Below are 21,755 nucleotides of genomic sequence, written 5' to 3' on the forward strand. Positions count from 1 at the left end.
GATTAGTCAGAAAAGCTTTAAGTTTCTCAAAGTCCCTCGACAATCATATTGGTGCAATAAAATACTTTATTTGTAATTATAATCTTGAAAGATAAACATTACATTTTTAGGACTACCAATAAGAAGATGGGAAAGACTACTCATAACATTATTAATAATAATGTTATGAGTAAAAGAAGGTATTAGTTTTGGCCTGCTAATAGATAAAGTACAGCCATTCTAACGGCAACGCCGTTTTCAACTTGGTCTAGAATAATTGAATGATGAGAATCAGCAGCATCTGATGTTAGCTCTACGCCACGGTTAATTGGGCCAGGATGCATCACTATGATTTCTTTATTCAATTCATCCAACATTTTTTTATTAATACCGAAGTATAAAGAGTATTCCCTCAGTGTAGGAAAATACTTGATTTGTTGTCTTTCTAACTGGATTCTCAAGACATTGGCTACATCGCACCAAGCGAGGGTTTCTTTGACATTATGCGAAACTTTTACCCCTAATTCGTTTACATAACGAGGAATTAAGGTAGAAGGACCACAAAGCGTTACTTCAGCACCTTGCTTACGAAGTGCAAAAATATTAGAGAGTGCTACTCTTGAATGCAGAATATCTCCAATAATCGCTATTTTCTTTCCTACCAAATCACCCCCTAATTTTTCACGCATTGAAAAAGAATCAAGTAAAGCTTGTGTTGGGTGTTCGTGCGTACCGTCACCAGCATTGACAATATTGGCAGCAATGTGTTTTGAAAGGAAATGAGGGGCTCCGGGGCTAGCATGACGCATCACAATCATATCCACTTTCATGGCCAAAATATTGTTGACAGTATCAAGAAGTGTTTCTCCTTTTTTTACTGAACTTCCAGAAGCTGAGAAATTGATTGTATCTGCGGATAAACGTTTTTCAGCCAATTCAAAGGAAAGCCTTGTTCGGGTAGAATTTTCAAAAAAAACGTTAGCAATTGTTACATCACGGAGGGAGGGAACTTTTTTGATGGGGCGATTAATTACTTCTTTGAACTCTTTGGCAGTTGCCATAATGAGTTCTATGTCGTCGGGTGTTAAATCCTTAATCCCCAAAAGATGTCGAGTACTTAGTTTTTGCATACTATTTTGTAATTAACCAAATGTTATCGGCTTCGTGCCCTTGTTCTTTCCATTCTACCAATACCTTTTCTGTGGCAAGCGTATTTACTTTTTTACCAACATAATCAGGATTTATTGGTAAATCGCGGTTATAAATTCTATCAATCAAGACGCATAATTCCACTTTTTTGGGGCGTCCAAAAGCTGTCATTGCATCCAAGGCTGCTCTTACCATTCTTCCTGTTGCTAATACATCATCAACGAGTATAACATTCTGATTTTCAATAATAAAAGGAATTTTGGTAGCGTTGGCTTTTACTAATTCACGACGACGATAGTCATCACGATAAAAAGTAGCATCCAAATAACCTATTGGAATTTTAACACCTGTAATTGATTCTAATTCTTGATGAATTCGCTTGGCAAAAAAAATACCCCTTGGTTGTAAACCTATAATCACAGAATTTGAAAAATTCTGGTGATTCTCTATCAATTCTTGACAGAGACGGCTAATAGTAATGCCTAGTAGAGGACTGGATAGGATAAGTTTGTGTTGCATTGAGTTTTTGAGATTACTTAACCTCGATGAAAAGTAATCATGGTACAAAGATAAGTATGCTTTATGAATAGCTGAAGGATGAGAGCAGAATTTTTTATGCTGTTTACCTTTTTAATTGCTATTTGCTTGAATGTGAGCATTGAAATACTATGATAAAAACCTTCTAAGGTAATTTATTTGTCCTAGATGATAAGTAAGATGCCCGTGTAAATGAATTAGAAAGTACTGGGTAGTCATTTCATATCCTAAAACATTTTCAGGATATAGGGCTGTTAATTGTTGGGATGATAATTTTGAAAGAGTAGCAGTTATAATATCAAAAGTTTCATTAATGGCTTCCAATATCTCTGAACGAGGAACATTTTTAGCAGAAAATTCGGCTTCGCGATTTCTAACATAGGCTATATTGCCCAAATTTTTGCCAATATAAGTTTTTAGATTCCCGATTAAATGTAAAGCCAAGTTTCCTCCAGCATTATTGATTCCATCAACTTTTTCCCACAGGAGGCTTTCGTGTGGATATTGCTCTATTTCTCTGTAAAGTACTTTCAAATCTCTTTGAAATAATTTTAATAAGTCTTCTGTCATGGATGTATAATTTAATAGTCCTTTTCTTAATCAAGTTAAGAAAAGGACTACTGTTTGTTAATGAAGCTGTTTAAACTTTCTGTTTCTAAGGTGAAAGTATTGTATTTTAGAATTGATTTTTTCAAAATTTGGGAAGCATAGCATAGCTACGTTGAGTAAATTTTGGAACAAGCTATTCTAAAAGACTTAGTTTAACCCGAAAGGGAAAGTTTAAACAGCTTCAATAATAAAGATCTTCAATTCTAAACAAATGCATTGGCATAACGTGTGGGTCTAAATCAATATAATTGTATTCGCCACGCCAAACATACTTAGCACCAGTGATTAAATCATGGACGATATATTCCTGATCTGGATATTTCTGAATCAAATGCAAGGGAATTCTAACAGTTCCACCTTGACGGTTGTGGCCATCTAGGTTTACAATACATAAAATTCTGTTGCCATTTGAATGTGTTTTCAAATATGCCAATATTTGGTCATTTTGAATATCACAGAAGGTAATATTATTGGTTCTTTGTAAGGCAGAATTCTCTATTCGAGCATGATTAGTTTGGCGAATAATATACGTGAGCTTATTCTCCATTTCCCAATTCCAATGCTTTATTTCGTATTTTTCAGAATTCTTATATTCTTCTTTATTAGGATTTGCTTCGCTAATCATATACTCAAATACAGGACCGAAAATGCCATAATTTGAAGAAAGCGTAGCCGCCATGAAATAACGAATAATAAACAGGGGTTCAAGACCACTTTGCAAAATCCAAGGAAGGATATCATGCGTATTTGTCCAGAAGTTAGGACGCATATATTGTTTTTGCTCCGTCTGGGTCAATTCGTTCATATAACCAATTAATTCAGCTTTTGAGTTTCGCCATGTATAATAAGTATAAGATTGCGTATAGCCTAACTTTGCCAATTCAGCCATCACCTTTGGTTTAGTAAACGCTTCTGCCAAGAAAATCATATCTGGATGTACCGCCTGTACCTCGGCGATTATCCATTCCCAAAAGGCAAAAGGCTTAGTATGCGGGTTGTCGATACGAAGAATCCTTACACCCCAATCTGCCCAAGTCATGATGATTGATTTCAATTCTTCCCAAAGTTCTTTCCAGTTTTCGGTTTCAAAATTGATTGGATAAATATCTTGGTATTTCTTAGGAGGGTTTTCTGCATATTGGATGGTGCCATCAGGACGGATTTTAAACCATTCAGGATGCTCTTTCGCCCAAGGGTGGTCTGGGGAACATTGAATAGCTAAATCCATCGCTAATTCAATACCCATTTCTTTACAAGCACCAATTAAATGTTTAAGGTCGTCTAGTGTTCCTAACTCAGGAAGAATAGATGTATGTCCACCCAATTCAGATCCAATTCCATAAGGAACCCCCGGTTCACCTTCGTGACAAGTAGTACTGTTGTTTTTCCCTTTTCTGAATTGTTTCCCAATAGGGTGAATAGGGGGAATGTATAAAACATCAAAACCCAAAGATTTTAAACGAGGAAGTACGTTCTCTTCAACATCTTTAAAGGTGCCATGCTGTCCTTTCTTAACAGATGCCGACCTTGGGAACATTGAATACCATGCAGAAAATGCCGCTTTTTCTCTATCTACCCAAACTTTCAGGTGTCTATGAATAGTAGCGTGTTGTCTGTCTGGATATTGTTCTATCCATTCGTGCAATTTATGGTTGTAGATAAAAGCAATGGCTTCGTTATAGGTATTTGAATCTTTAAAAAGATTTGCGATAGCCTTTAGTTCAACTTTATCTTCTTTTGACGCAATCTTCATCATCTTTTCAATGATATTTGCCCCAACTAATAATTCAATATTTACATGCTGGCCATCCTTGATTTTCATATCTATTTCATGGTGCCATGTGGCCGCATTATCAACCCAAGCTTGAATAGTATACGTATAAAAACCGTTTTTAGAAACCTGAAAAGAAGCTTCGAAGTGGTCATTGTTAACAAAATTCATATTTGTTTCTATCCAATCCTCATCAGTCGAAAACTTATAAAGTAGTTTTGCCGCCAGTTGGTCATGTCCATCCAAGAAAATATCAGCCTCCACCTTGATTGTATCACCCTCAAAAGCTTTGATAGCATAGCGTCCTGCATCAAGTTGAGGACTAATATTTTCAATAATTACTCTTTGTTGTCCTTGAATTGTTTTGGAAATCATATTTGTATATCAAAATGGTTAAAAAGTTAACTACTAAGCATTTAAAAATAAGTAGTAGTACAATATTCTAAAATTAGACTAAAAAATAACAGGTAAATTGATTAAATTTATGTAATTATAGTAAAAAGTAATTAATTTCACATGATTGCCAGTTTGTAATAAATGTCGATACAATATTTTTATTATACAGTGAAAATGTTGTATTTATTTGTGACAATATAAAAAGTAGTACATTATAAGCCTTAAATTTATAAATTATAAACGCTGTGAAAAAGATCATCGCTTACTCAACCCTATTTTTGTTGGTAGGAACATCCTCTTTCGCCTACCGAATCGAACAAATTCCCACTAAAGGCTTTGCCGAGGAAGGTATCGCTCGTTACTATGCTGCCCATTTGCAGGGTAAATATACTTCTTTTGGTGAAAAATATGACGACACCCAGCTTACAGCATCACATTCGAGGTATCCTTTGAATACAATTGTTAAAGTAATTAATCTAGAAAACAATCTTACTGTTGAAGTTAGAATTAATGATTATTGTAAATGTGAGGAGGAGGGAAGAATCATTAATCTTTCTAGAGAGGCAGCATCTAGGTTAGGCATGATGGCTAGTGGAAAAGCTAGAGTAAGGATAGAAGTTATTTCTCCTAATATGTCATCATCGTTAAATACTCATAAGAGGGTTTCTGAAAAAATAGCAGATAGTATAGTGCCAGATAGACGAGAGGTTTTCTCTAAAGATAGTGGCAAGAGTTATGATAATAACATCTATGTTAATTCAGTATCTACTACTACTGAGGTCTTTTCACCAGAAAGAACGTATGATATAAATGGTATAGAAAAATTTCCTAAAGGTTTTGCGGTACAAGTTACGGCTGTAGTCAATTTAGGGTCTCTTCACGATTTGTATGATGAGTTGTTAAAAATGGGTATTTATAAAGATGAAATTTTTATTCAAGTAACTCAAAAAGAATCAGGCAAACTCTATCGTTTACTATTTGGTGAATTTGCTTCTAAAGAGTCTGCCAATGATAAAACCATCTGGCTTTCTCAACATGGTTATACAGGAGTAGTGCGTTCGCATTTTAATTTGTAATTACACTAGCAATAATACCTACAGAAAAATGATTCATCCCGAATTTTAAAATCACAAAAAAGCGGTCAAAAACTAATTTTGACCGTTTTTTTGTGATTAATTTTTCCCGAATTCCTACTGTTTGAGCGAAGCGAGTTTAGGAATTCTTGATTTTTTTGTTACTTTTTGTATCAAGACAAAAAGTAAGGTCGAGTATAAATCCACAAATCTTTGAAATATTTTAAAATTTACTGATTTATGAGAAAATTCGGGAGACTCATGTTTCTGTAGAATCAATCATCAGCATCATTATGCTTTATTTTTAATAAGCAATAAACCTATAAAAGTAATTGCTCCATTTACTAATAACTTTTCGAATCCGAATTGATAGCCATTCAACCATTCTTTAGAATTAGCATCAATCACATACGTTAGGATAGGTGCTATTATACATACGAAAGGAACAAGTTTATCTTTAACTGGGATTTTAGTAAAAAGTCCGAAAGAAAAGAGACCTAACAACGGTCCGTAGGTATAACTAGCAATATTGAATACTGTAGAGATGATAGACTGGCTACTGACAGCATTAAAAATTAGAATAATAATAAAGAAAAGCGCAGAGAACCCAAGGTGAGTATAATGTTTGATATTATTTCGCTGTTTCTCTTCATATTTTTCAATGTGCATGAAATCAATACAGAAAGCAGTAGTAAGAGCAGTTAGTGCAGAATCTGAACTAGCATAAGTAGCCGCAGTAATGCCTAATAGAAAAGTAATGGCAGCTAAAATGCCAAATTCACCCCCTAATGCTAATTTTGGATATAGTAAGTCGGTTCTTTCTGGAATTTGAAAGCCAATTTTATCTGCGTAGATATAAAGCAGAGCACCTAAGCAAACAAACATTAAGGTAGTAACGGCGAAGGTACAGCAAAACCAAAACATATTTTTCTGTGCTTCCCCAATGTTTTTACACGTCAAATTCTTTTGCATCAAGTCTTGGTCAAGACCAGTCATTACAATAGCAATGAATATTCCTGCAATAAAATCTTTACTAAAATGATGTTTGTAGGCAAAATCATCGAAAAAGAACATTTTAGAATATTTACTTTGCTGAATAGTTGAGACTAACTCTCCAAACCCTAAATCTAATTTATTCGCAATCAAAAATATTGTTAAGACAAGTGCTGTAAGAAGAAAGAAAGTTTGAAGAGTATCTGTTACAATGATGGTCTTTACACCCCCACGGTATGTATAAACCCAAATAAGGGCGATAGTCACCAAAGCTGAAATCCAGAAGGGAATATTCCAAGCGTCAAAGATGGCTAGTTGCAATACCTGTACTGCTAAAAACAAACGAGCGGCTGAACCCAAAGTACGGGCTAGTAAAAAGAAAGAAGAGCCTGTTTTATAAGAGACCTTCCCTAGTCGTTTATCCAAATACGTATAAATAGAAATTAAATTCAACCGATAATATAAAGGGAGTAAAACCGTTGCTATTACAAAATAACCCACTAAATTGCCTAATATAATCTGATAATAAGAAAGAGAGACTTTTCCTACATCACCGGGAACAGAAATGAACGTTACACCTGATATTGATGTTCCAATCATACCAAAAGCTACTAACCACCATGGAGATTGTTTATTTGCGGTAAAGAAAGTATTAGTATCAGCACCCTTAGAAGTGTAATGTGCTACGACAATAAGCATTAGAAAGTAAACGGCTAAAATTCCGAAGGCAATTCCTGTAGTCATAAATTTTGGGTATTCAGTATTGTGAACACCAAATTTGATATTTTTTGTTAAATTTGCTATCATTTTAAAAGATAAATATTTTTACAAATGCGACCATTTGAACAATTCGAAGAAGAAGTTGATGTATTAGAAGAAGTTATTGGGGTAGATCAATACGATCTTATCGTGTTTAATGATGAAGTAAATACATTCGATTTTGTTATTGAAACGCTAATTGATGTATGTGGACATTCGGCGGAACAAGCTGAACAATGTACATTGTTGATTCACTTCAAAGGAAAATGTGCTGTAAAGAAAGGTACTTTTGAAGAACTAGCTCCGATGAGAAATGATATTTGTCGAAGAGGAATAGCAGCGGAGGTTCAATAACCTTTTAGTATTTTACAATAATTATTAATTACTCCAAAATCAACATTTCTAATACTCTTGAATTATCCATCTAAGCTCATAGAAAATGCTGTTGAAGAAATCTCAAAATTGCCTGGCATAGGGAAAAAGACAGCTTTGAGAATGGCTTTACATCTATTAAAACGAGATGAGAAGCAAACACTTAGTTTGTCGGAAGCCCTCACAGCTATGAGAACTAAGACACAGTACTGTAGACAATGTCATAATATTTCTGATGACATTCTTTGTGGAATTTGTACAAACCCTAAAAGAGATGAGTCTGTAGTGTGTGTAGTGGAGGATACCAGAGATGTATTGGCGATTGAAAACACTTCTCAATTTCGTGGGCTTTATCATGTACTTGGAGGAATTATTTCACCACTTGAAGGAGTAGGCCCCGCAGATTTGAATATTGAATCTTTATTAAGCCGTATTACGGAGAAACAATCAGGAGATTCGGCTATAAAAGAAATTATTTTAGGCTTGAGTCCCACAATGGAAGGGGATACAACAGCGTTTTATCTTACAAAGAGGTTAAAACCTTTGAATGTTAAAATTACAACCATTGCTAGAGGCATACCTATTGGTGGAGATTTGGAATATGCTGATGAGATAACATTAGGAAGAAGTATAGTAAGCAGAATTGTATATGAGTAGATAACTTAATAATAATACTTTTTAAAACCTGTTACTTATGAAAAAGCTTACATTTATTATTCTTTTAATTTCCCTTCCATTGGTTGGGAAAAGCCAACGCCTTAGCATTTTAGGCATCGGAAAAGACTCATCAGCGTTATCACCAATGATGAAAGAATATTTAGGGAACTACCAGAAAAAGAATAGCCTTTCAAAACCCCTTCCCAAGCATTTTGTAGGAATACCAGACATGAAAAAAACTGCTGAAAATATTGATAATTTGATTATTGTAAAGCCTGATTTAGCCCAAATGGCTAATATGACGATAATACAACCATCAAATAACGAACATCAACATTTAATCATTATTAGTGATAAACAATCGAAGCAAATAGCTCCTCATCAATAATGTTAAAATTATTAATAAGGATAAGTAAATTTCATTTTTATTCCAAACAAAATCTCCTATGAACCGTAAAAGTTTTTTAAAGACAACATTGGCTTCGGCTTTTGCATTGTCTAGCTTAAATTCATTCAGTTTTTCATTAAGAAGAAGCTATAATGACAAATTGCCTAAATTGACATTAGAAGAAGTAATGCTTGAATCAGCGCCTTTCTCTTTAGCAGCGTTGCCTTATGCACCTGATAGTTTAGAGCCAAGTATTGATAAGTTGACGATGGAGATTCACCATGATCGCCATCATAAAGCGTATGTTGATAATTTGAATAAAGCTGTGGCAGGTACTCCTTACGAAAAATTATCTTTGTGGGATTTATTGAAAGAAGCTGGCAAAGCACCAGCGGCTATCAGAAATAATGCAGGTGGACATTGGAACCATACTTTTTTCTGGAATGTAATGTCGCCTAAAGCTGGAGGTTCTCCCAAAGGTGAATTGCTAGACGAAATCAATAAGACTTTTGGCTCATTTGATAAATTCAAAGAAGAATTTGCTAAAGCTGGAACTACTCGCTTTGGTTCAGGTTGGGCTTGGTTAATTGTTCAAGATAAGAAATTAGTGATTACTTCAACGCCTAATCAAGATAACCCTTTGATGGATGTGGCTGAAAAGAAAGGTTCACCAATTTTAGCATTAGATGTTTGGGAACACGCTTATTACCTTAAATACCAAAACAAACGTGCTGATTATATCACTGCATTCTGGAATGTTGTAAATTGGGATGCTGTTTCAAAGAATTTTGAAAACTTGAAAAAATAATTTTGATGGTTCTGCATATAGGATTGGTTAATTATGCAGAACCATTATCCATAAAGCTTGAATATATAGGTTTATCAATTTAACCAATAAGATAGAATTTGATAAATAACATTTACTAATATGACTTCTGAAACACTTCTAGATACAATCCCATCTCTTGATTTAGCGGATTTTCTTTCTGGCGATACTGCTCGTAAAGAAAAATTTGTACAAGATTTAGGGGCTGCTTTTAATAATATAGGTTTTGTCGCCATTAAAAATCATGGTTTAACAAAAGATGATACTGAAAAACTTTATGATAGTGTTCAAAAGTTTTTTTTCTCGCCAGATGAACTAAAAATGCAATATACCATTGAGGGTATTGCTGGTCAAAGAGGTTATATTAGCAAGGGGAAAGAAACAGCCAAGGGTTTTAAAGTACCGGATTTAAAAGAGTTTTATCACGTAGGTCAGCCCAAAGTTGATGATGGAGACCCTATTTGGGAAGAATACCCTGATAATGTTTTTCCTAGCGAGCAACCCGATTTCGAACAATACACACTTCATACGTATAAAACTTTAGAAAATGCAGGCAAAACATTATTGAAAGCCATTGCATTGTATTTAGAATTGCCAGAGGATTATTTTGAAAGCAAAGTAAAACATGGAAATTCTATTTTAAGAGCCATCCATTATTTCCCTATTTTAAATCCAGAAGAATTGCCAGAAGGAGCTGTTAGAGCGGCGGCGCATGGAGATATTAATTTAATTACTTTATTGATGGGTGCCTCAGCGGAGGGGCTTGAGGTATTAAGAGCTGACGGCGTTTGGATTCCTATTACGTCTTTACCTGATTATGTGGTAGTGAACGTAGGGGATATGTTAGATAGATTAACAAACCATAAATTAAAATCTACGATTCATCGTGTGGTAAATCCTCCGAAAGAAAAACTAGGTACTTCTCGTTTCTCAATTCCTTTTTTTATGCACCCACGTTCTGAAATGGATTTAACCTGCTTGGAATCGTGTGTGGATGCTGCTCATCCAAAAATGTATGTTAATATGACGGCAGGAGAGTTTTTGAATGAGAGACTTATTGAGTTAGGTTTAAAGAAGTAAATATTATACTTATTTTTGTATCCATGAGATTTTTGTATCTCATGGATTATTTTTTATTATTCAATTCCACATATAGCTTTATAATTTATCCAAATGAAAAAAATCAGAAGACTCCTCTTTCTACAAGATGTTCTGATTCTTGCATGTACTTCATTTGGAGGTCCTCAAGTACATTTGGCGATGTTTATTGATCGCTTTGTGAAGAAAAGAAATTATCTTACCGAAGCCGAACTCTTAGAACTCCAAGCGTTATGCGGTTTCCTACCCGGACCCACTTCAACGCAAACGATTACAGCTTTAGGTTATAAAATTGGTGGACCCAATTTAGCTTATCTTACCTTACTAGTTTGGATTACCCCAGCCGTAACCATCATGACGGTCGCAGCTTTCGGGATGACTTATCTAAGGAATAGGGAAATTATCAGATTCATTCAGCCAATAGGGGTAGCTTTTATTATTCATGCAGGATTTGTATTGGGGAATAAAGTTATTAAAAATGCCTCTGGCGTAATTTTAATGGTGGTAGCTTCAGGTTTTGCATTTTATTTCCAATCTCCGTGGGTTTGTCCGATTTCTTTAATTATCGGAGGGACATTTACCGCTTTTAATTACAAAGATTATCCCCATCAAACAAAACATAAAATGGTTATTCCTTGGGCTAACTTTAATTTGTTTTGGCTTTTTCTGTTGTTCTTAGCTGGTCTTGGTCATTTTACGGACTATGAGCCTATACGTTTATTTGAAAATTTTTATCGTAACGGAAGTCTAGTATTTGGCGGAGGTCAAGTGCTTGCTCCAATCCTCTATACAGAATTTGTTGAATTTAAAGAATTGGTTAGGGCAGATGATTTTTTAACAGGTATGGCACTTTCGCAAGCATTGCCTGGTCCTGTATTTGCGTTGACATCCTATTTAGGAACATTAGTAATGAAAGACGGAACATGGTGGGAACAACTATTGGGCAGTGCCGTCGGAGCAGCAGGTATTTTTTTGCCGGGTACGTTCTTAATATTTTTTGTGTATCGAATTTGGGGACAACTAAAGCAATACCGTGGAATTAGGGCCTCATTAGATGGTATAAATGCTGCATCAATCGGATTGACATTGGCAGCAGCCATTACCTTTATTGTACCTATGGTGAAACAAGTAGATGTGGTAGGTCTTGTTACAGTCATCGGTACCTTACTGATTCTTCAATTTACGAAAGTGCCAAGCTTCCTTATTTTTTTAGGAGGATTAATACTAGGTTTCATTTTTTAATTAGAAAGATGCCTCTTCTTGAACGACAATGGATTCTCACCAGTTATTTTTTTGAATATTCTATTAAAGTACGAAAGGCTTTCAAAGCCACATTCAAAGCAGGTCTCCGTAACGTTTTTATCAATTAATAATAAATGTTTGGCTTGATTAACCCTGTAATGATTCAAGAACTCAGTAAAAGTAAGTTTTGTCATTTTTTTGAAATACCTACAAAAAGGAGCTTTGCTTAAATTAGTCAAACTTGCTACTTCATCAATTTCAATTTTGTGATGATAGTGTTCGTCAATAAAACTATAAATCTTTTTTAGCCTTTCTTGTTCCCTTTTATTATGTTGATTATCATACGGTTTTTCATGTAACAACGTGTAATCATTACTATCTGCTAACATTTTAAATAATGTCAACACTTCTACAAATTGTTCAAAAGAAGATAGTTCGTGTAAATGCTTAAGTTTTTTCCCTACGACGTCCTTAATGTTTTTTCCAAACGTTATGCCATGTTTTGAAAGCTCAAAAAGTTCATATACGCCCTTTAACTCGGGTGTATCTTGAAGCGTATCTTTCAGAAAACCTTCTTTTACGTATAATACTACTTTCTCGTATTCAGTTTGTAAGCCATAGTCGAAATTGAGATGAGGGATATTAGACCCAATAAACGTCAAATCACTTTCTTCATACCTGGCTATATGTTCGCCTACATGGCGTGTACCTTCTTGTTCATGAATTTCGATAAAAACCAATTCATATTCTGGGTGAAAATGCCAATAGAAAAAATTATTCAATTTTGGATTAATATTCCACTGAAAAGAACTGTTTTCATGCGATGGAATAATCTTTTCAAATTCTATTTTCATTATTTTGATAATTAGTATCTGTAAGTATATTATATAATATCAATATAGTTCAAATTTAGGAAAAAATTGATGTAGAAATGCAATTTAAAAGACTACAAATTTGTATAAAAAAAACAATAATTATTTATACAAATTATGGAAAATCAAACTATGGCCATGACGCCCACTATGATGCCTAATATGGCTCATCTGGATATTCCAGGAAATCCATCTACTGCTACAAGCAGCCAAATAAAACTAAGAACCAGTATTAAAGATGGGAAAGCGCTAAAGGTATTAACGGAAGATGATTGGAATTTTTGGATAACTAATGGATATGTCATCATTAAAAATGCAGTATCAAGAGAACAGGCTTTAAGAACGGCCGAATTTATTTGGGAATTTGAAGAAAAGAATCCTAATGATGCCAGTACTTGGTACACCCCTCCAAGAGCTGAAATGAAAATGAAAGAATTAACGGGTACGGGCATGGTAGAGGTGTATAATAACCAACATTTGTGGAACAACAGACAAAGCCAAAGAGTACACGATGCCTTTGCTGATATTTGGGGAACAGAAAAATTGTGGGTAACGATAGACCGCGCTAACTTGAATTTTCCATTACGTCCCGATTTCCAATATAAAGGTTTTATTCATTGGGACTATGACCCTGAGACTAAGCCTCAGAATGTTCAAGGTGTGTTGGCATTAGCCGACCAAACCGATGAAAACATGGGAGGATTTCAATGTATTCCCGAATTATTTAGAACGTATGATACTTGGAAGTTGACACAGCCAGCAGATAGAAATCATTTTCAGCCTGATACATCTGCTTTTGAGGATAAATTTGTAAAAGTAAAATTAGAAGCTGGCGACTTGCTGATTTTTAATAGTAGCCAACCGCATGGTATTCGACCGAACAAAAGTGAAGATAAAGTACGTATTGCGCAGTATATTTCAATGATGCCCGCTGAAGAAGATAACGAAGCTTTAAGACAATGGAGAATTAATTCATGGAAAAATAGGGTAGCTCCAGAAGGCTATGCTTTTCCCGGTGACCCAAGAAACTGGGAACAAACAAAATATCCAGTAGCTGAATTAAACGATTTAGGAGAAAAAATATTAGGGTTAACAAAATGGTAAGTTATGCATAAACAAATTTATACTGAACTCAATAATGGTGTGCAAATGCCATTGTTGGGACTTGGCGTATATGATATGTATAACCAAGAAGCGATACAAACTGTAAGCACCGCCTTAAAAATAGGGTATAGGCTAATTGATACTGCCGCAATGTATGAAAATGAAGTAGAAATTGGTAAAGGAATTAGGCAAAGTGGTGTAGATAGAAATGAGATTTTTTTGACAACTAAAGTTGATAATGTTAGCCAAGGATATGACAAAACCCTACAAGCTTTTGAAGAAAGTATGAAGCGATTGGATTGTGATTACATAGATTTATACCTTATTCACTGGCCAATTAAAGCAACCAGAAAAGATACATGGAAGGCACTTGAGCATTTGTATAACACAAAGCAAGTGAGGGCAATAGGTGTTGCTAATTATTTATTACCATTTTTAGACGAGCTAGATACTTATAATACAATAGTACCAGCCATTAATCAAGTAGAGTTTAGTCCCTATTTATTCCAGCAACCTTTAATGGAGCGTTGTAGAGAAGAGGGTATACAGTTACAAGCTTCTTTAGTAAGAGGTCAGCGTTTTAATGATGAGCGATTAATCACTTTGAGTGAAAAATATTATAAGACTCCCGCCCAAATTATTTTAAGATGGGCTATTCAGCATAATATTTCAACAATTCCAAAATCATCTAGTCCTATCCGATTACAAGAAAACTTTCAGATTTTTGATTTTGAAATATCTGAGGAAGATATGAAAAAGATTGATGGTTTTAATGAAAACCTAAGGGTAGTAGAAGATCCTTTGGAATTGCTATAAAACAGGAGTTGTCCAGAATCTTTCTTTAGAATAATAAGTTTTTGGGGTTTTGAATGTATTATCGTCTAGTCCTTACTTTTCTTATCCTTGATAAAAGAAAAGTAACAAAAGAAAATCAAGAATTCCTAAACTCGCTCCGCTCAAACAGTAGGAATTCGTTGTTCATCAATCATTAAAAAGCGGTCAAAATTAGTTTTTTGACCGCTTTTTATGACTTTAAAATTGGTAATGACTTATATTTATTTTTTCAGTAACCCAAGCAGATATTTTCCATACCCACTTTTTACCAGCGGTTCAGCTATTTTCTTGAGTTGCACCTCATCAATGAATCCCATTCTGTAGGCTACCTCTTCAATACAACCTACCTTTAATCCTTGTCGCTCTTCAATCACTTGAACAAATTGTCCTGCTTGCATCAATGATACAAATGTTCCTGTATCCAGCCAAGCCGTCCCTCTGTTCAACACTCCCACTTTCAACTTCCCTTGCTTCAAGTATTCTTTGTTGACATCCGTAATCTCATATTCCCCTCTTGGCGAAGGAGCTATGTTCTTGGCAATCTCTACCACTGAATTGTCATAGAAATACAAACCCGGTACTGCATAGTTTGATTTTGGTGCCGCAGGCTTCTCTTCAATCGAAAGCACATTGAAATCATCATCAAACTCTACTACCCCATATCTCTCTGGGTCATGCACCTGATAGGCATATACTACTCCTCCATCTGGGTCATTGTTGGCTTGTAATAACTTACTCAAACCACTACCATAGAAAATATTATCCCCCAATACCAAGGCTACTTTGTCATTCCCAATAAACTCTTCTCCAATTACAAAAGCCTGTGCTAATCCATTAGGAAGTGGTTGTTCAGCATATTCAAATCTACAACCTATCTGTGAGCCATCTCCTAACAATTTCTTGAAATGAGGTAAATCATGGGGAGTAGAAATAATCAATATTTCTTTGATGCCCGCCAACATCAAAATAGAAAGCGGGTAATAAATCATCGGTTTGTCGTAAACAGGCATTAACTGTTTACTAACGGCTAGGGTAAGAGGGTGCAAACGTGTACCAGAACCGCCTGCCAGAATAATTCCTTTCATATCTTTCTTATAGCTTTAGGCTGTAGGCGATAGGCTTTAAGCAATGGCATTAAATGCTTGTTGCTTATAGCCTATCGCTTAAAACCATTTAAGAGTACATTTTTTTATAATAATCTTGGTAATTACCAGAAGTAACATTATCCAGCCATTCTTGATTGCTTAAAAACCATGATACCGTTTTCTCAAGTCCTTCTTCAAATTGTAAGGAAGGTTTCCATCCTAATTCATTCATGATTTTGGTAGCATCGATGGCATATCTTAAATCATGACCTGCACGGTCGGTTACATAAGTAATCAATTTTTCAGAAGTACCCTCTTCTCTGCCTAGTTTACTATCCATGGTTTTGCAAACCAACTTTACGATGTCGATATTCTTCCATTCGTTAAAACCACCAATATTATAGGTTTCACCTAATACCCCGTTATGGAACACGGTATCGATAGCTCTTGCATGGTCTACCACAAACAACCAGTCTCTTACATTTTCACCTTTTCCATAAACTGGCAATGGTTTATTGTGCAAGATGTTGTTAATCATCAATGGTAATAATTTTTCAGGGAAATGGTTTGGTCCATAATTGTTTGAGCAATTGGTAATTACTACTGGCAATTTATAGGTATTACCATAAGCTCTTACAAAGTGGTCTGAAGAAGCCTTTGAAGCTGAATAAGGAGAACGTGGGTCGTAAGGAGTGGTTTCTGTAAAGAAGTCTTCTGGGTTATGTAACTCTCCATACACTTCATCCGTAGAAACGTGATAAAAGCGTTTTCCTTCATATCCACCTTCTTTCCAAGCGTTTTTAGCAGCATTCAATAAGTTGCAAGTACCCACCACATTGGTCATTACAAAGGCCATTGGTTCAGCAATTGACCTATCAACATGTGATTCTGCCGCTAGGTGAATTACTCCATCAAATTGATATTTGTCAAATAGTTGATTGATAAAGTCTGCATCAACAATGTCCCCTTTTTCAAAGATATAATTAGGCTTGTCTTCTATATCTTTCAAATTCTCAAGGTTGCCAGCATAAGTCAATTTGTCAAGGTTGACAATGGTATAATCAGCATAGTTATTAACAAATAACCGAACCACATGAGAACCAATAAACCCTGCTCCACCTGTTATTAAAAGCGTTTTTTTCATAAACAAATATTTTCGTTGGTAGTCGTTGATTTACCGTTATTTTCCAATTAACTTTTTCTGCCAATTCCAAGCATCGCCTAAAGCATCAGTTAATGTTTTTTCAGTTTTCCAACCTAAAATTTCATTAGATTTTGTACAATCTGCATATACTGCTACTACATCTCCCTCGCGTCTAGGTTTGATACTATAATCTACCTTTAAACCCGTAGCCGCTTCGAATGCATTAATTACATCCAATACAGAACTACCCGTTCCAGTACCGATATTAAAGAAATCGTAATATTGTCCTTCAGGTTGTTTCAATAAAAGGTTCAAGGCTGATACGTGTGCTTTGGCAAGGTCAACTACGTGAATATAATCACGTACGGCTGTACCATCGGCAGTAGGATAGTCGTCACCAAAAACAGCTAATGGCCCTCTTAAACCTGCTACGCTTTGTGTTAAAAATGGAACAAGGTTAGCGGGTACGCCCAATGGTAATTCTCCAATAAGGACAGAATCATGCGCACCAATAGGATTGAAATATCTTAACGAAATAGCATGAAAGCCTGCAGAGCTAGTTACGGTATCGCGGATAATTTCTTCACATACTTGTTTGGTATTTCCATAAGGAGAAGCAGCAGGTTGAACAGCCGAGCTTTCAGTTACGGGTAAAGTATCTGGCTGACCATAAACCGTACAAGAAGACGAAAATACTAAGTTATTAACGCCATATTCTTCCATTTTCTCAAGCATCAACACCGTAGCTGAAATATTATTGCTATAATATTTCAAAGGTTTTGCTACAGATTCGCCAACAGCTTTAAAGGCAGCAAAGTGAATGATTCCATCAATTTTTTGTTCAGAAAATAACTTATCCCAAGTAGCAGCTTGACCAATATCACCTTCATAAAAAGTAACAGGTTTGCCAATAATTGTTTCTATACCTGTGATAGCTTCTTTTTCAGAATTAGAAAAGTTGTCAACTAATACTGTTTCAAAACCTGCGTTGTGGAGTTCAACGACTGTGTGAGACCCGATAAAGCCTGCGCCACCTGTTACTAAAATTTTCATATTTTAAGTGAATCCAGAAAAAGGAAGAGTTAAGTCAAATTATTATTATCATACTTAAATATTGAGCGTGAAGAATAATAATTATGAGGTTGCAAAAAAACAAATTTAGCATAAACCCTTACTAAAACAAAAAATATACAATTGCTTTTTCAATAAGAATTAACAAGAAAAAAGAACCTTAGAATCAAATTTGTACTTTTGAATAAGAAATGTTATTTTTAGGTGAATTAAACGTGACAATATGAAGCAATCAGAAATTAAGGCTTTAGTATCCTTATTAGAAGACGATGATAATGAGGTGTTGAACCTTGTAGAAAATAAGATTAGGTCATTAGGAGGTACCGTAATTCCATTTTTGGAAGATCGTTGGGAAGAATCTTCTTTGAGTCCATTAACACAGAAAAAAATTGAAGACCTTATTCATGATTTACAGTATGAAGCTTTTTTTTCAAGGTTGGTTACTTGGAAGGAAAACGGCGCTGAAGATTTACTAGAAGGAATGTGGGCTATTGCTACTTATCAATATCCTGAATTATCCATTGAAAAGCTGCAACAAGAATTCGAGCAAATATATTATGATGTTTGGATGGAGTTTAGGAATAATATGCACCCGATGGATCAAATCAAAACGTTAAACTCTGTGATTTTCGGGAAAATGAAATTTGGAGCCAATACCAAACATTTTCATTCAGCTTCCAACTCCATGCTAAATGTGGTGATGGAAAATAAAAAGGGCAATCCTATTTCGTTGTGTGTAATTTATTTATTGGTAGCTCGAAAATTGAAATTGCCTATTTGGGGGGTAAATCTCCCTAACTTGTTTATTCTTACTTATAAGTCAGAACAAATGCAGTTTTATATTAATGTATTCAATAGGGGGTTGGTGTTTAGTAAAGTAGATATTGATAATTATATCTCACAGCTAAACATAGCTTCCAATGATATTTTTTATCAACCTTGTAGCAACTTAGATATTATCAGAAGAGTATTAAGAAACTTGACGTTAGCTTTTGAGAAAGTAGGGGATGATGACAAAGTACAAGAAATAGAAAAGGCGCTTAAAGAGATGATGAAGTAAATTATTTTCGTATTACCTACATCCTAAAGCTGTAGGTAATACGAAAATAACTCAGTTATGTTACTGTCAGGACATAATCATCAAAATAAATTACTAAAAGTTCATGTTCTGTTTTTAGTTTTCCTTCAATAAATATTTCACCTGTCAATTTGCTAGGCTTATCTTCAAAAGGTTCAATATAAATATTATCTTTAAGTGACAGGTTTTTTTTGCCATACCATTTATATAAACTTTCCTTAGCACACCAATAAATGCAAAGTTTCAGCAAATCTTCGCCAGCATGATTAAGTTCGGATGCTCGAAGGAATTTATGCGAAACCCTACTTAATTTATCAGATACTTTTTCAATATCAATACCTACCTCTTCATCTAAACTGATGATTACAGCAGCATATTCATTTGTATGTGATAATGAAATATATGCGGCATGATTATTAATCAAATAAGGGTTTTTGTATGAGTCCTTAGCGATGCCTTCATACGTAATTCCGAACAAAGACAAAGTATATTTCGCACAAGTTCTGCTAGCAAGCCACTCTAACTGTTTCGCAGGGTGGGTTACATCAGAGATATCTATTAAATCGTTTTCTTTTATTTCTAGGTACTCTAAATAAAATGAAGGTGACTCCTCAATTTTCCAAAGAGTCAAAATACTTTTTTTAGAAATTTCTTTACAAAAAATTATTGCCATTTAACTATCCTGTAATTCAAAGCAATACAAGCCTAAATAGCCTCTATCCATCTTTGATTGTTGTCATTAGGCACAAAATAAACTATTTTTGCTTAAATAAAGATTTAAAATTTTAATCCCTACTTATGCAAGTTGATAAAATAGATACATTTTCTGGTCATCGTGACTGTGTTTATGCACTTGAAGGTAGTAATGATTCTTCTCAGTTTTTTTCGGCTGGAGGAGATGGGCTTATCGTTAAATGGAATTTAAAAACGCCAGACTTAGGAGAGCTAATCGCTCAAGTGCCTGCTTCGGTTTATGCTATTTGCTTAGATAAGCAAAGGAATCAGCTATGGGTTGGGCAAAACTTTGATGGAATCCATTTAATAGATGTTGTGTCGAAACAAGAAATTAAATCTTTGAAAATTACATCTGCTTCTATCTTTGATATTAAAATTCATGAAAATATCGCTCTAATAGGGCTTTCTGATGGAATCATTGTTGTCATGGATGTTGAAACTTTTAGCGTAAAAAGACATTTAAAAGCATCTGACAAAAGCGTAAGAAGTATTGCAATTAATGAATTGACAAAAGAATTTGCGGTAGGATACAGTGATTTTTCTGTAAAAATCTTTGATTTGCAGGATTTTTCATTGAAATTAGTGATTGATGAACATACAAATTCAATATTTTCCGTTTGTTATTCACCAGACAAAAAGTATTTGCTTACCACAGGCAGAGATGCCCATTTGAAAGTCTGGGATGTTACAGAAAAATATCAATTGAAACAGAGTATTGTAGCTCATCTTTTTGCAATAAACCATATTACTTATCATCCCAGCGGAGATTTATTTGCAACGTGTAGCATGGATAAATCTATTAAAATTTGGGATGCTAAAACATTTAAGTTGTTGAAAGTAATTGATAAAGCCAGACACGCAGGGCATGGGACATCGGTCAATAAACTTTTTTGGAGTACCTACGAACAACAATTAGTTTCAGCATCCGATGATAAAAAAATATCTGTTTGGAGCCTGACAAACTAAGACAGGAATTTTGTGTTAAAACATATATTTAGAGGTTACCTTGTTTTAACCTACTTAAACAATCTAAGAAAATGAGAATTACTCCCCTTGAAATAAGAAAACATACTTTTGATAGAAGCTTTAGAGGTTTTGATACTGAATCGGTAGAGGCCTTTTTACTTTCACTTTCTCAAGAATGGGAACGTGTAGGTGAAGATATGCGCCAATCAAAACAAAAACTTGAAGTAGCTGAGCGCGAAATTATCCGAATGCAGGAGATTGAAAGTAGTCTCTTCAAAACATTAAAAGCTGCTGAGGAAGCCCAAGACAAAATAAGCTTGAAAGCTCAAGCGGAGATAGATCAATTAAAAGAAAATGCTAAGATTGAGGTAGAAGAAATTTTGAATGAAGCTCGTAAAAGTGCTAAAATGATTATTTCAGATGCAGAGAATAAAGCAAAGTTTTTGGTTGAAGAAGCTGTAAATGATTTGAAAAATTATGAGCGCGACTTCAAGACAATGGAAAAGTATAAAGAGTCATTGGTTGAAGAACTAAAACAGTTTGCTAATGATACTTTAGAGAAAGTTGCGAAATTTGAAGATAACCTAAGTTCAAGGACTAACTTTCAGAAAATAGAAAATGTAACAGTGGCAATTTTACCTGAACCTGTTGTAAAGGTAGCAATAACTACTCCTATAAAAGAAACGCCTTTGTTTCCAACTGAAGAAACGTCTGAGAATAACACAAATATTGTTTTTGAACCTGCCAATGATTTTGATGATGAAAACGAAGAATTGCCAGAAGTAAGCAAAATATTAGATAAAAAAGATAGCACTGTTTTTAATGCTAAAGCTGACGAATTGGTTAAAGAAATGAAGACGATAAAAGTTAAACCTAAAAAGCTTGGTAAGGATGATGGACTGCCTACAGTGTCGTCAGTCATGGAGGAGTTTGGTAAAGATAATGCAAGTGGTATTTCAAATGGGGGAGGCTCTTTTTTTGATGATTTATAGGTAATAAAATGTTTAAAAGATACTT

General features: G+C 34.7%; 22 protein-coding genes and 1 pseudogene. 13 read left to right on the forward strand and 10 right to left on the reverse strand.

Translation table 11 applies throughout. The features are described from left to right. Positions 1–95: pseudogene (locus VB264_RS22465) on the forward strand (IS1 family transposase); the annotation flags it as partial. 87 nt (positions 96–182) lie between these two features. Here VB264_RS22465 and VB264_RS22470 read toward each other — a convergent pair. From VB264_RS22470 to VB264_RS22485, 4 genes are all read right to left on the reverse strand, one after another. After that, positions 183–1,109, reverse strand: coding sequence for an aspartate carbamoyltransferase catalytic subunit (locus VB264_RS22470; protein WP_323253224.1), 927 nt, complete (start codon positions 1,107–1,109; stop codon positions 183–185). Between the two features lies 1 nt (position 1,110). Then, entirely contained in the window at positions 1,111–1,647 is a 537-nt protein-coding gene (pyrR, locus tag VB264_RS22475) for a bifunctional pyr operon transcriptional regulator/uracil phosphoribosyltransferase PyrR (RefSeq protein WP_323253226.1), read from the reverse strand. Between the two features lie 147 nt (positions 1,648–1,794). Next, complete coding sequence (locus tag VB264_RS22480; protein ID WP_323253228.1) at positions 1,795–2,235, reverse strand: DinB family protein; 441 nt, start codon at positions 2,233–2,235, stop codon at positions 1,795–1,797. A 220-nt stretch (positions 2,236–2,455) separates the two neighbouring features. Beyond that, positions 2,456–4,420, reverse strand: a complete 1,965-nt coding sequence (locus VB264_RS22485) for an alpha-1,4-glucan--maltose-1-phosphate maltosyltransferase (protein WP_323253230.1) — start codon at positions 4,418–4,420, stop codon at positions 2,456–2,458. 266 nt (positions 4,421–4,686) lie between these two features. Between VB264_RS22485 and VB264_RS22490 the strand changes: the two genes are divergently transcribed. Beyond that, on the forward strand, positions 4,687–5,517 hold the full coding sequence (locus VB264_RS22490) for a septal ring lytic transglycosylase RlpA family protein (protein ID WP_323253232.1): 831 nt from the start codon (positions 4,687–4,689) through the stop codon (positions 5,515–5,517). A gap of 288 nt (positions 5,518–5,805) precedes the next feature. Here the strand turns inward: VB264_RS22490 and VB264_RS22495 are convergent, their stop codons facing one another. Further along, a complete protein-coding gene (locus tag VB264_RS22495; protein ID WP_323253278.1) occupies positions 5,806–7,251 on the reverse strand; it encodes a sodium:solute symporter in 1,446 nt (481 codons plus the stop codon). Between the two features lie 87 nt (positions 7,252–7,338). Here VB264_RS22495 and VB264_RS22500 point away from each other — a divergent pair, with 87 nt between their 5' ends. The 6 genes from VB264_RS22500 (at position 7,339) to chrA (ending at position 11,849) form a co-directional block, all read left to right on the forward strand. Continuing rightward, a complete protein-coding gene (locus VB264_RS22500; protein WP_309916344.1) occupies positions 7,339–7,620 on the forward strand; it encodes an ATP-dependent Clp protease adaptor ClpS in 282 nt (93 codons plus the stop codon). A 57-nt stretch (positions 7,621–7,677) separates the two neighbouring features. Then, on the forward strand, positions 7,678–8,295 hold the full coding sequence (gene recR, locus VB264_RS22505; RefSeq protein WP_323253234.1) for a recombination mediator RecR: 618 nt from the start codon (positions 7,678–7,680) through the stop codon (positions 8,293–8,295). A gap of 37 nt (positions 8,296–8,332) precedes the next feature. Then, entirely contained in the window at positions 8,333–8,683 is a 351-nt protein-coding gene (locus tag VB264_RS22510) for a hypothetical protein (protein ID WP_323253236.1), read from the forward strand. 58 nt (positions 8,684–8,741) lie between these two features. Next, entirely contained in the window at positions 8,742–9,491 is a 750-nt protein-coding gene (locus tag VB264_RS22515; RefSeq protein WP_323253238.1) for a superoxide dismutase, read from the forward strand. Between the two features lie 120 nt (positions 9,492–9,611). After that, complete coding sequence (locus VB264_RS22520) at positions 9,612–10,589, forward strand: isopenicillin N synthase family dioxygenase (protein WP_323253240.1); 978 nt, start codon at positions 9,612–9,614, stop codon at positions 10,587–10,589. Positions 10,590–10,682: 93 nt separating this feature from the next. Then, on the forward strand, positions 10,683–11,849 hold the full coding sequence (chrA, locus tag VB264_RS22525; RefSeq protein ID WP_323253242.1) for a chromate efflux transporter: 1,167 nt from the start codon (positions 10,683–10,685) through the stop codon (positions 11,847–11,849). Here chrA and VB264_RS22530 read toward each other — a convergent pair. Beyond that, complete coding sequence (locus VB264_RS22530) at positions 11,846–12,703, reverse strand: helix-turn-helix domain-containing protein (RefSeq protein WP_323253244.1); 858 nt, start codon at positions 12,701–12,703, stop codon at positions 11,846–11,848. The genes chrA and VB264_RS22530 overlap by 4 nt on opposite strands. A 135-nt stretch (positions 12,704–12,838) precedes the next feature. On the opposite strand from VB264_RS22530, the gene VB264_RS22535 reads away from it, so the two are divergent. Both VB264_RS22535 and VB264_RS22540 read left to right on the forward strand, forming a co-directional pair. Then, positions 12,839–13,825 carry a phytanoyl-CoA dioxygenase family protein gene (locus VB264_RS22535; RefSeq protein WP_323253246.1) on the forward strand — a complete coding sequence of 329 codons (987 nt, stop codon included), beginning with the start codon at positions 12,839–12,841 and terminating at the stop codon, positions 13,823–13,825. A gap of 3 nt (positions 13,826–13,828) precedes the next feature. Further along, a complete protein-coding gene (locus VB264_RS22540; RefSeq protein WP_323253248.1) occupies positions 13,829–14,641 on the forward strand; it encodes an aldo/keto reductase in 813 nt (270 codons plus the stop codon). A 239-nt stretch (positions 14,642–14,880) separates the two neighbouring features. Here the strand turns inward: VB264_RS22540 and rfbA are convergent, their stop codons facing one another. From rfbA to galE, 3 genes are all read right to left on the reverse strand, one after another. After that, positions 14,881–15,744: a glucose-1-phosphate thymidylyltransferase RfbA gene (rfbA, locus tag VB264_RS22545; RefSeq protein WP_323253250.1), complete on the reverse strand. Its 864-nt coding sequence runs from the start codon at positions 15,742–15,744 to the stop codon at positions 14,881–14,883. Positions 15,745–15,832: 88 nt separating this feature from the next. After that, positions 15,833–16,888, reverse strand: coding sequence for a dTDP-glucose 4,6-dehydratase (gene rfbB, locus VB264_RS22550; protein ID WP_323253252.1), 1,056 nt, complete (start codon positions 16,886–16,888; stop codon positions 15,833–15,835). Between the two features lie 36 nt (positions 16,889–16,924). Beyond that, positions 16,925–17,941, reverse strand: coding sequence for a UDP-glucose 4-epimerase GalE (galE, locus tag VB264_RS22555; protein WP_323253254.1), 1,017 nt, complete (start codon positions 17,939–17,941; stop codon positions 16,925–16,927). Positions 17,942–18,182: 241 nt separating this feature from the next. On the opposite strand from galE, the gene VB264_RS22560 reads away from it, so the two are divergent. Continuing rightward, a complete protein-coding gene (locus tag VB264_RS22560) occupies positions 18,183–19,019 on the forward strand; it encodes a transglutaminase-like domain-containing protein (protein WP_323253256.1) in 837 nt (278 codons plus the stop codon). A 55-nt stretch (positions 19,020–19,074) separates the two neighbouring features. On the opposite strand, the gene VB264_RS22565 is transcribed toward VB264_RS22560, so the two are convergent. Beyond that, positions 19,075–19,710, reverse strand: coding sequence for a 4'-phosphopantetheinyl transferase family protein (locus tag VB264_RS22565; protein ID WP_323253258.1), 636 nt, complete (start codon positions 19,708–19,710; stop codon positions 19,075–19,077). A 125-nt stretch (positions 19,711–19,835) separates the two neighbouring features. On the opposite strand from VB264_RS22565, the gene VB264_RS22570 reads away from it, so the two are divergent. Both VB264_RS22570 and VB264_RS22575 read left to right on the forward strand, forming a co-directional pair. Further along, positions 19,836–20,738 (forward strand): WD40 repeat domain-containing protein, encoded by a 903-nt coding sequence (locus VB264_RS22570; protein ID WP_323253260.1) that lies wholly within the window; start codon positions 19,836–19,838, stop codon positions 20,736–20,738. A gap of 71 nt (positions 20,739–20,809) precedes the next feature. Next, the gene (locus tag VB264_RS22575) at positions 20,810–21,730 is read left to right on the forward strand and encodes a DivIVA domain-containing protein (RefSeq protein ID WP_323253262.1); all 921 of its coding nucleotides are present in this window, start codon (positions 20,810–20,812) and stop codon (positions 21,728–21,730) included. Positions 21,731–21,755: the final 25 nt, after the last annotated feature.

This window comes from Arcicella aquatica, from assembly GCF_034928825.1.
In the GTDB taxonomy this organism is placed as follows: Bacteria; Bacteroidota; Bacteroidia; order Cytophagales; family Spirosomataceae; genus Arcicella; species Arcicella aquatica.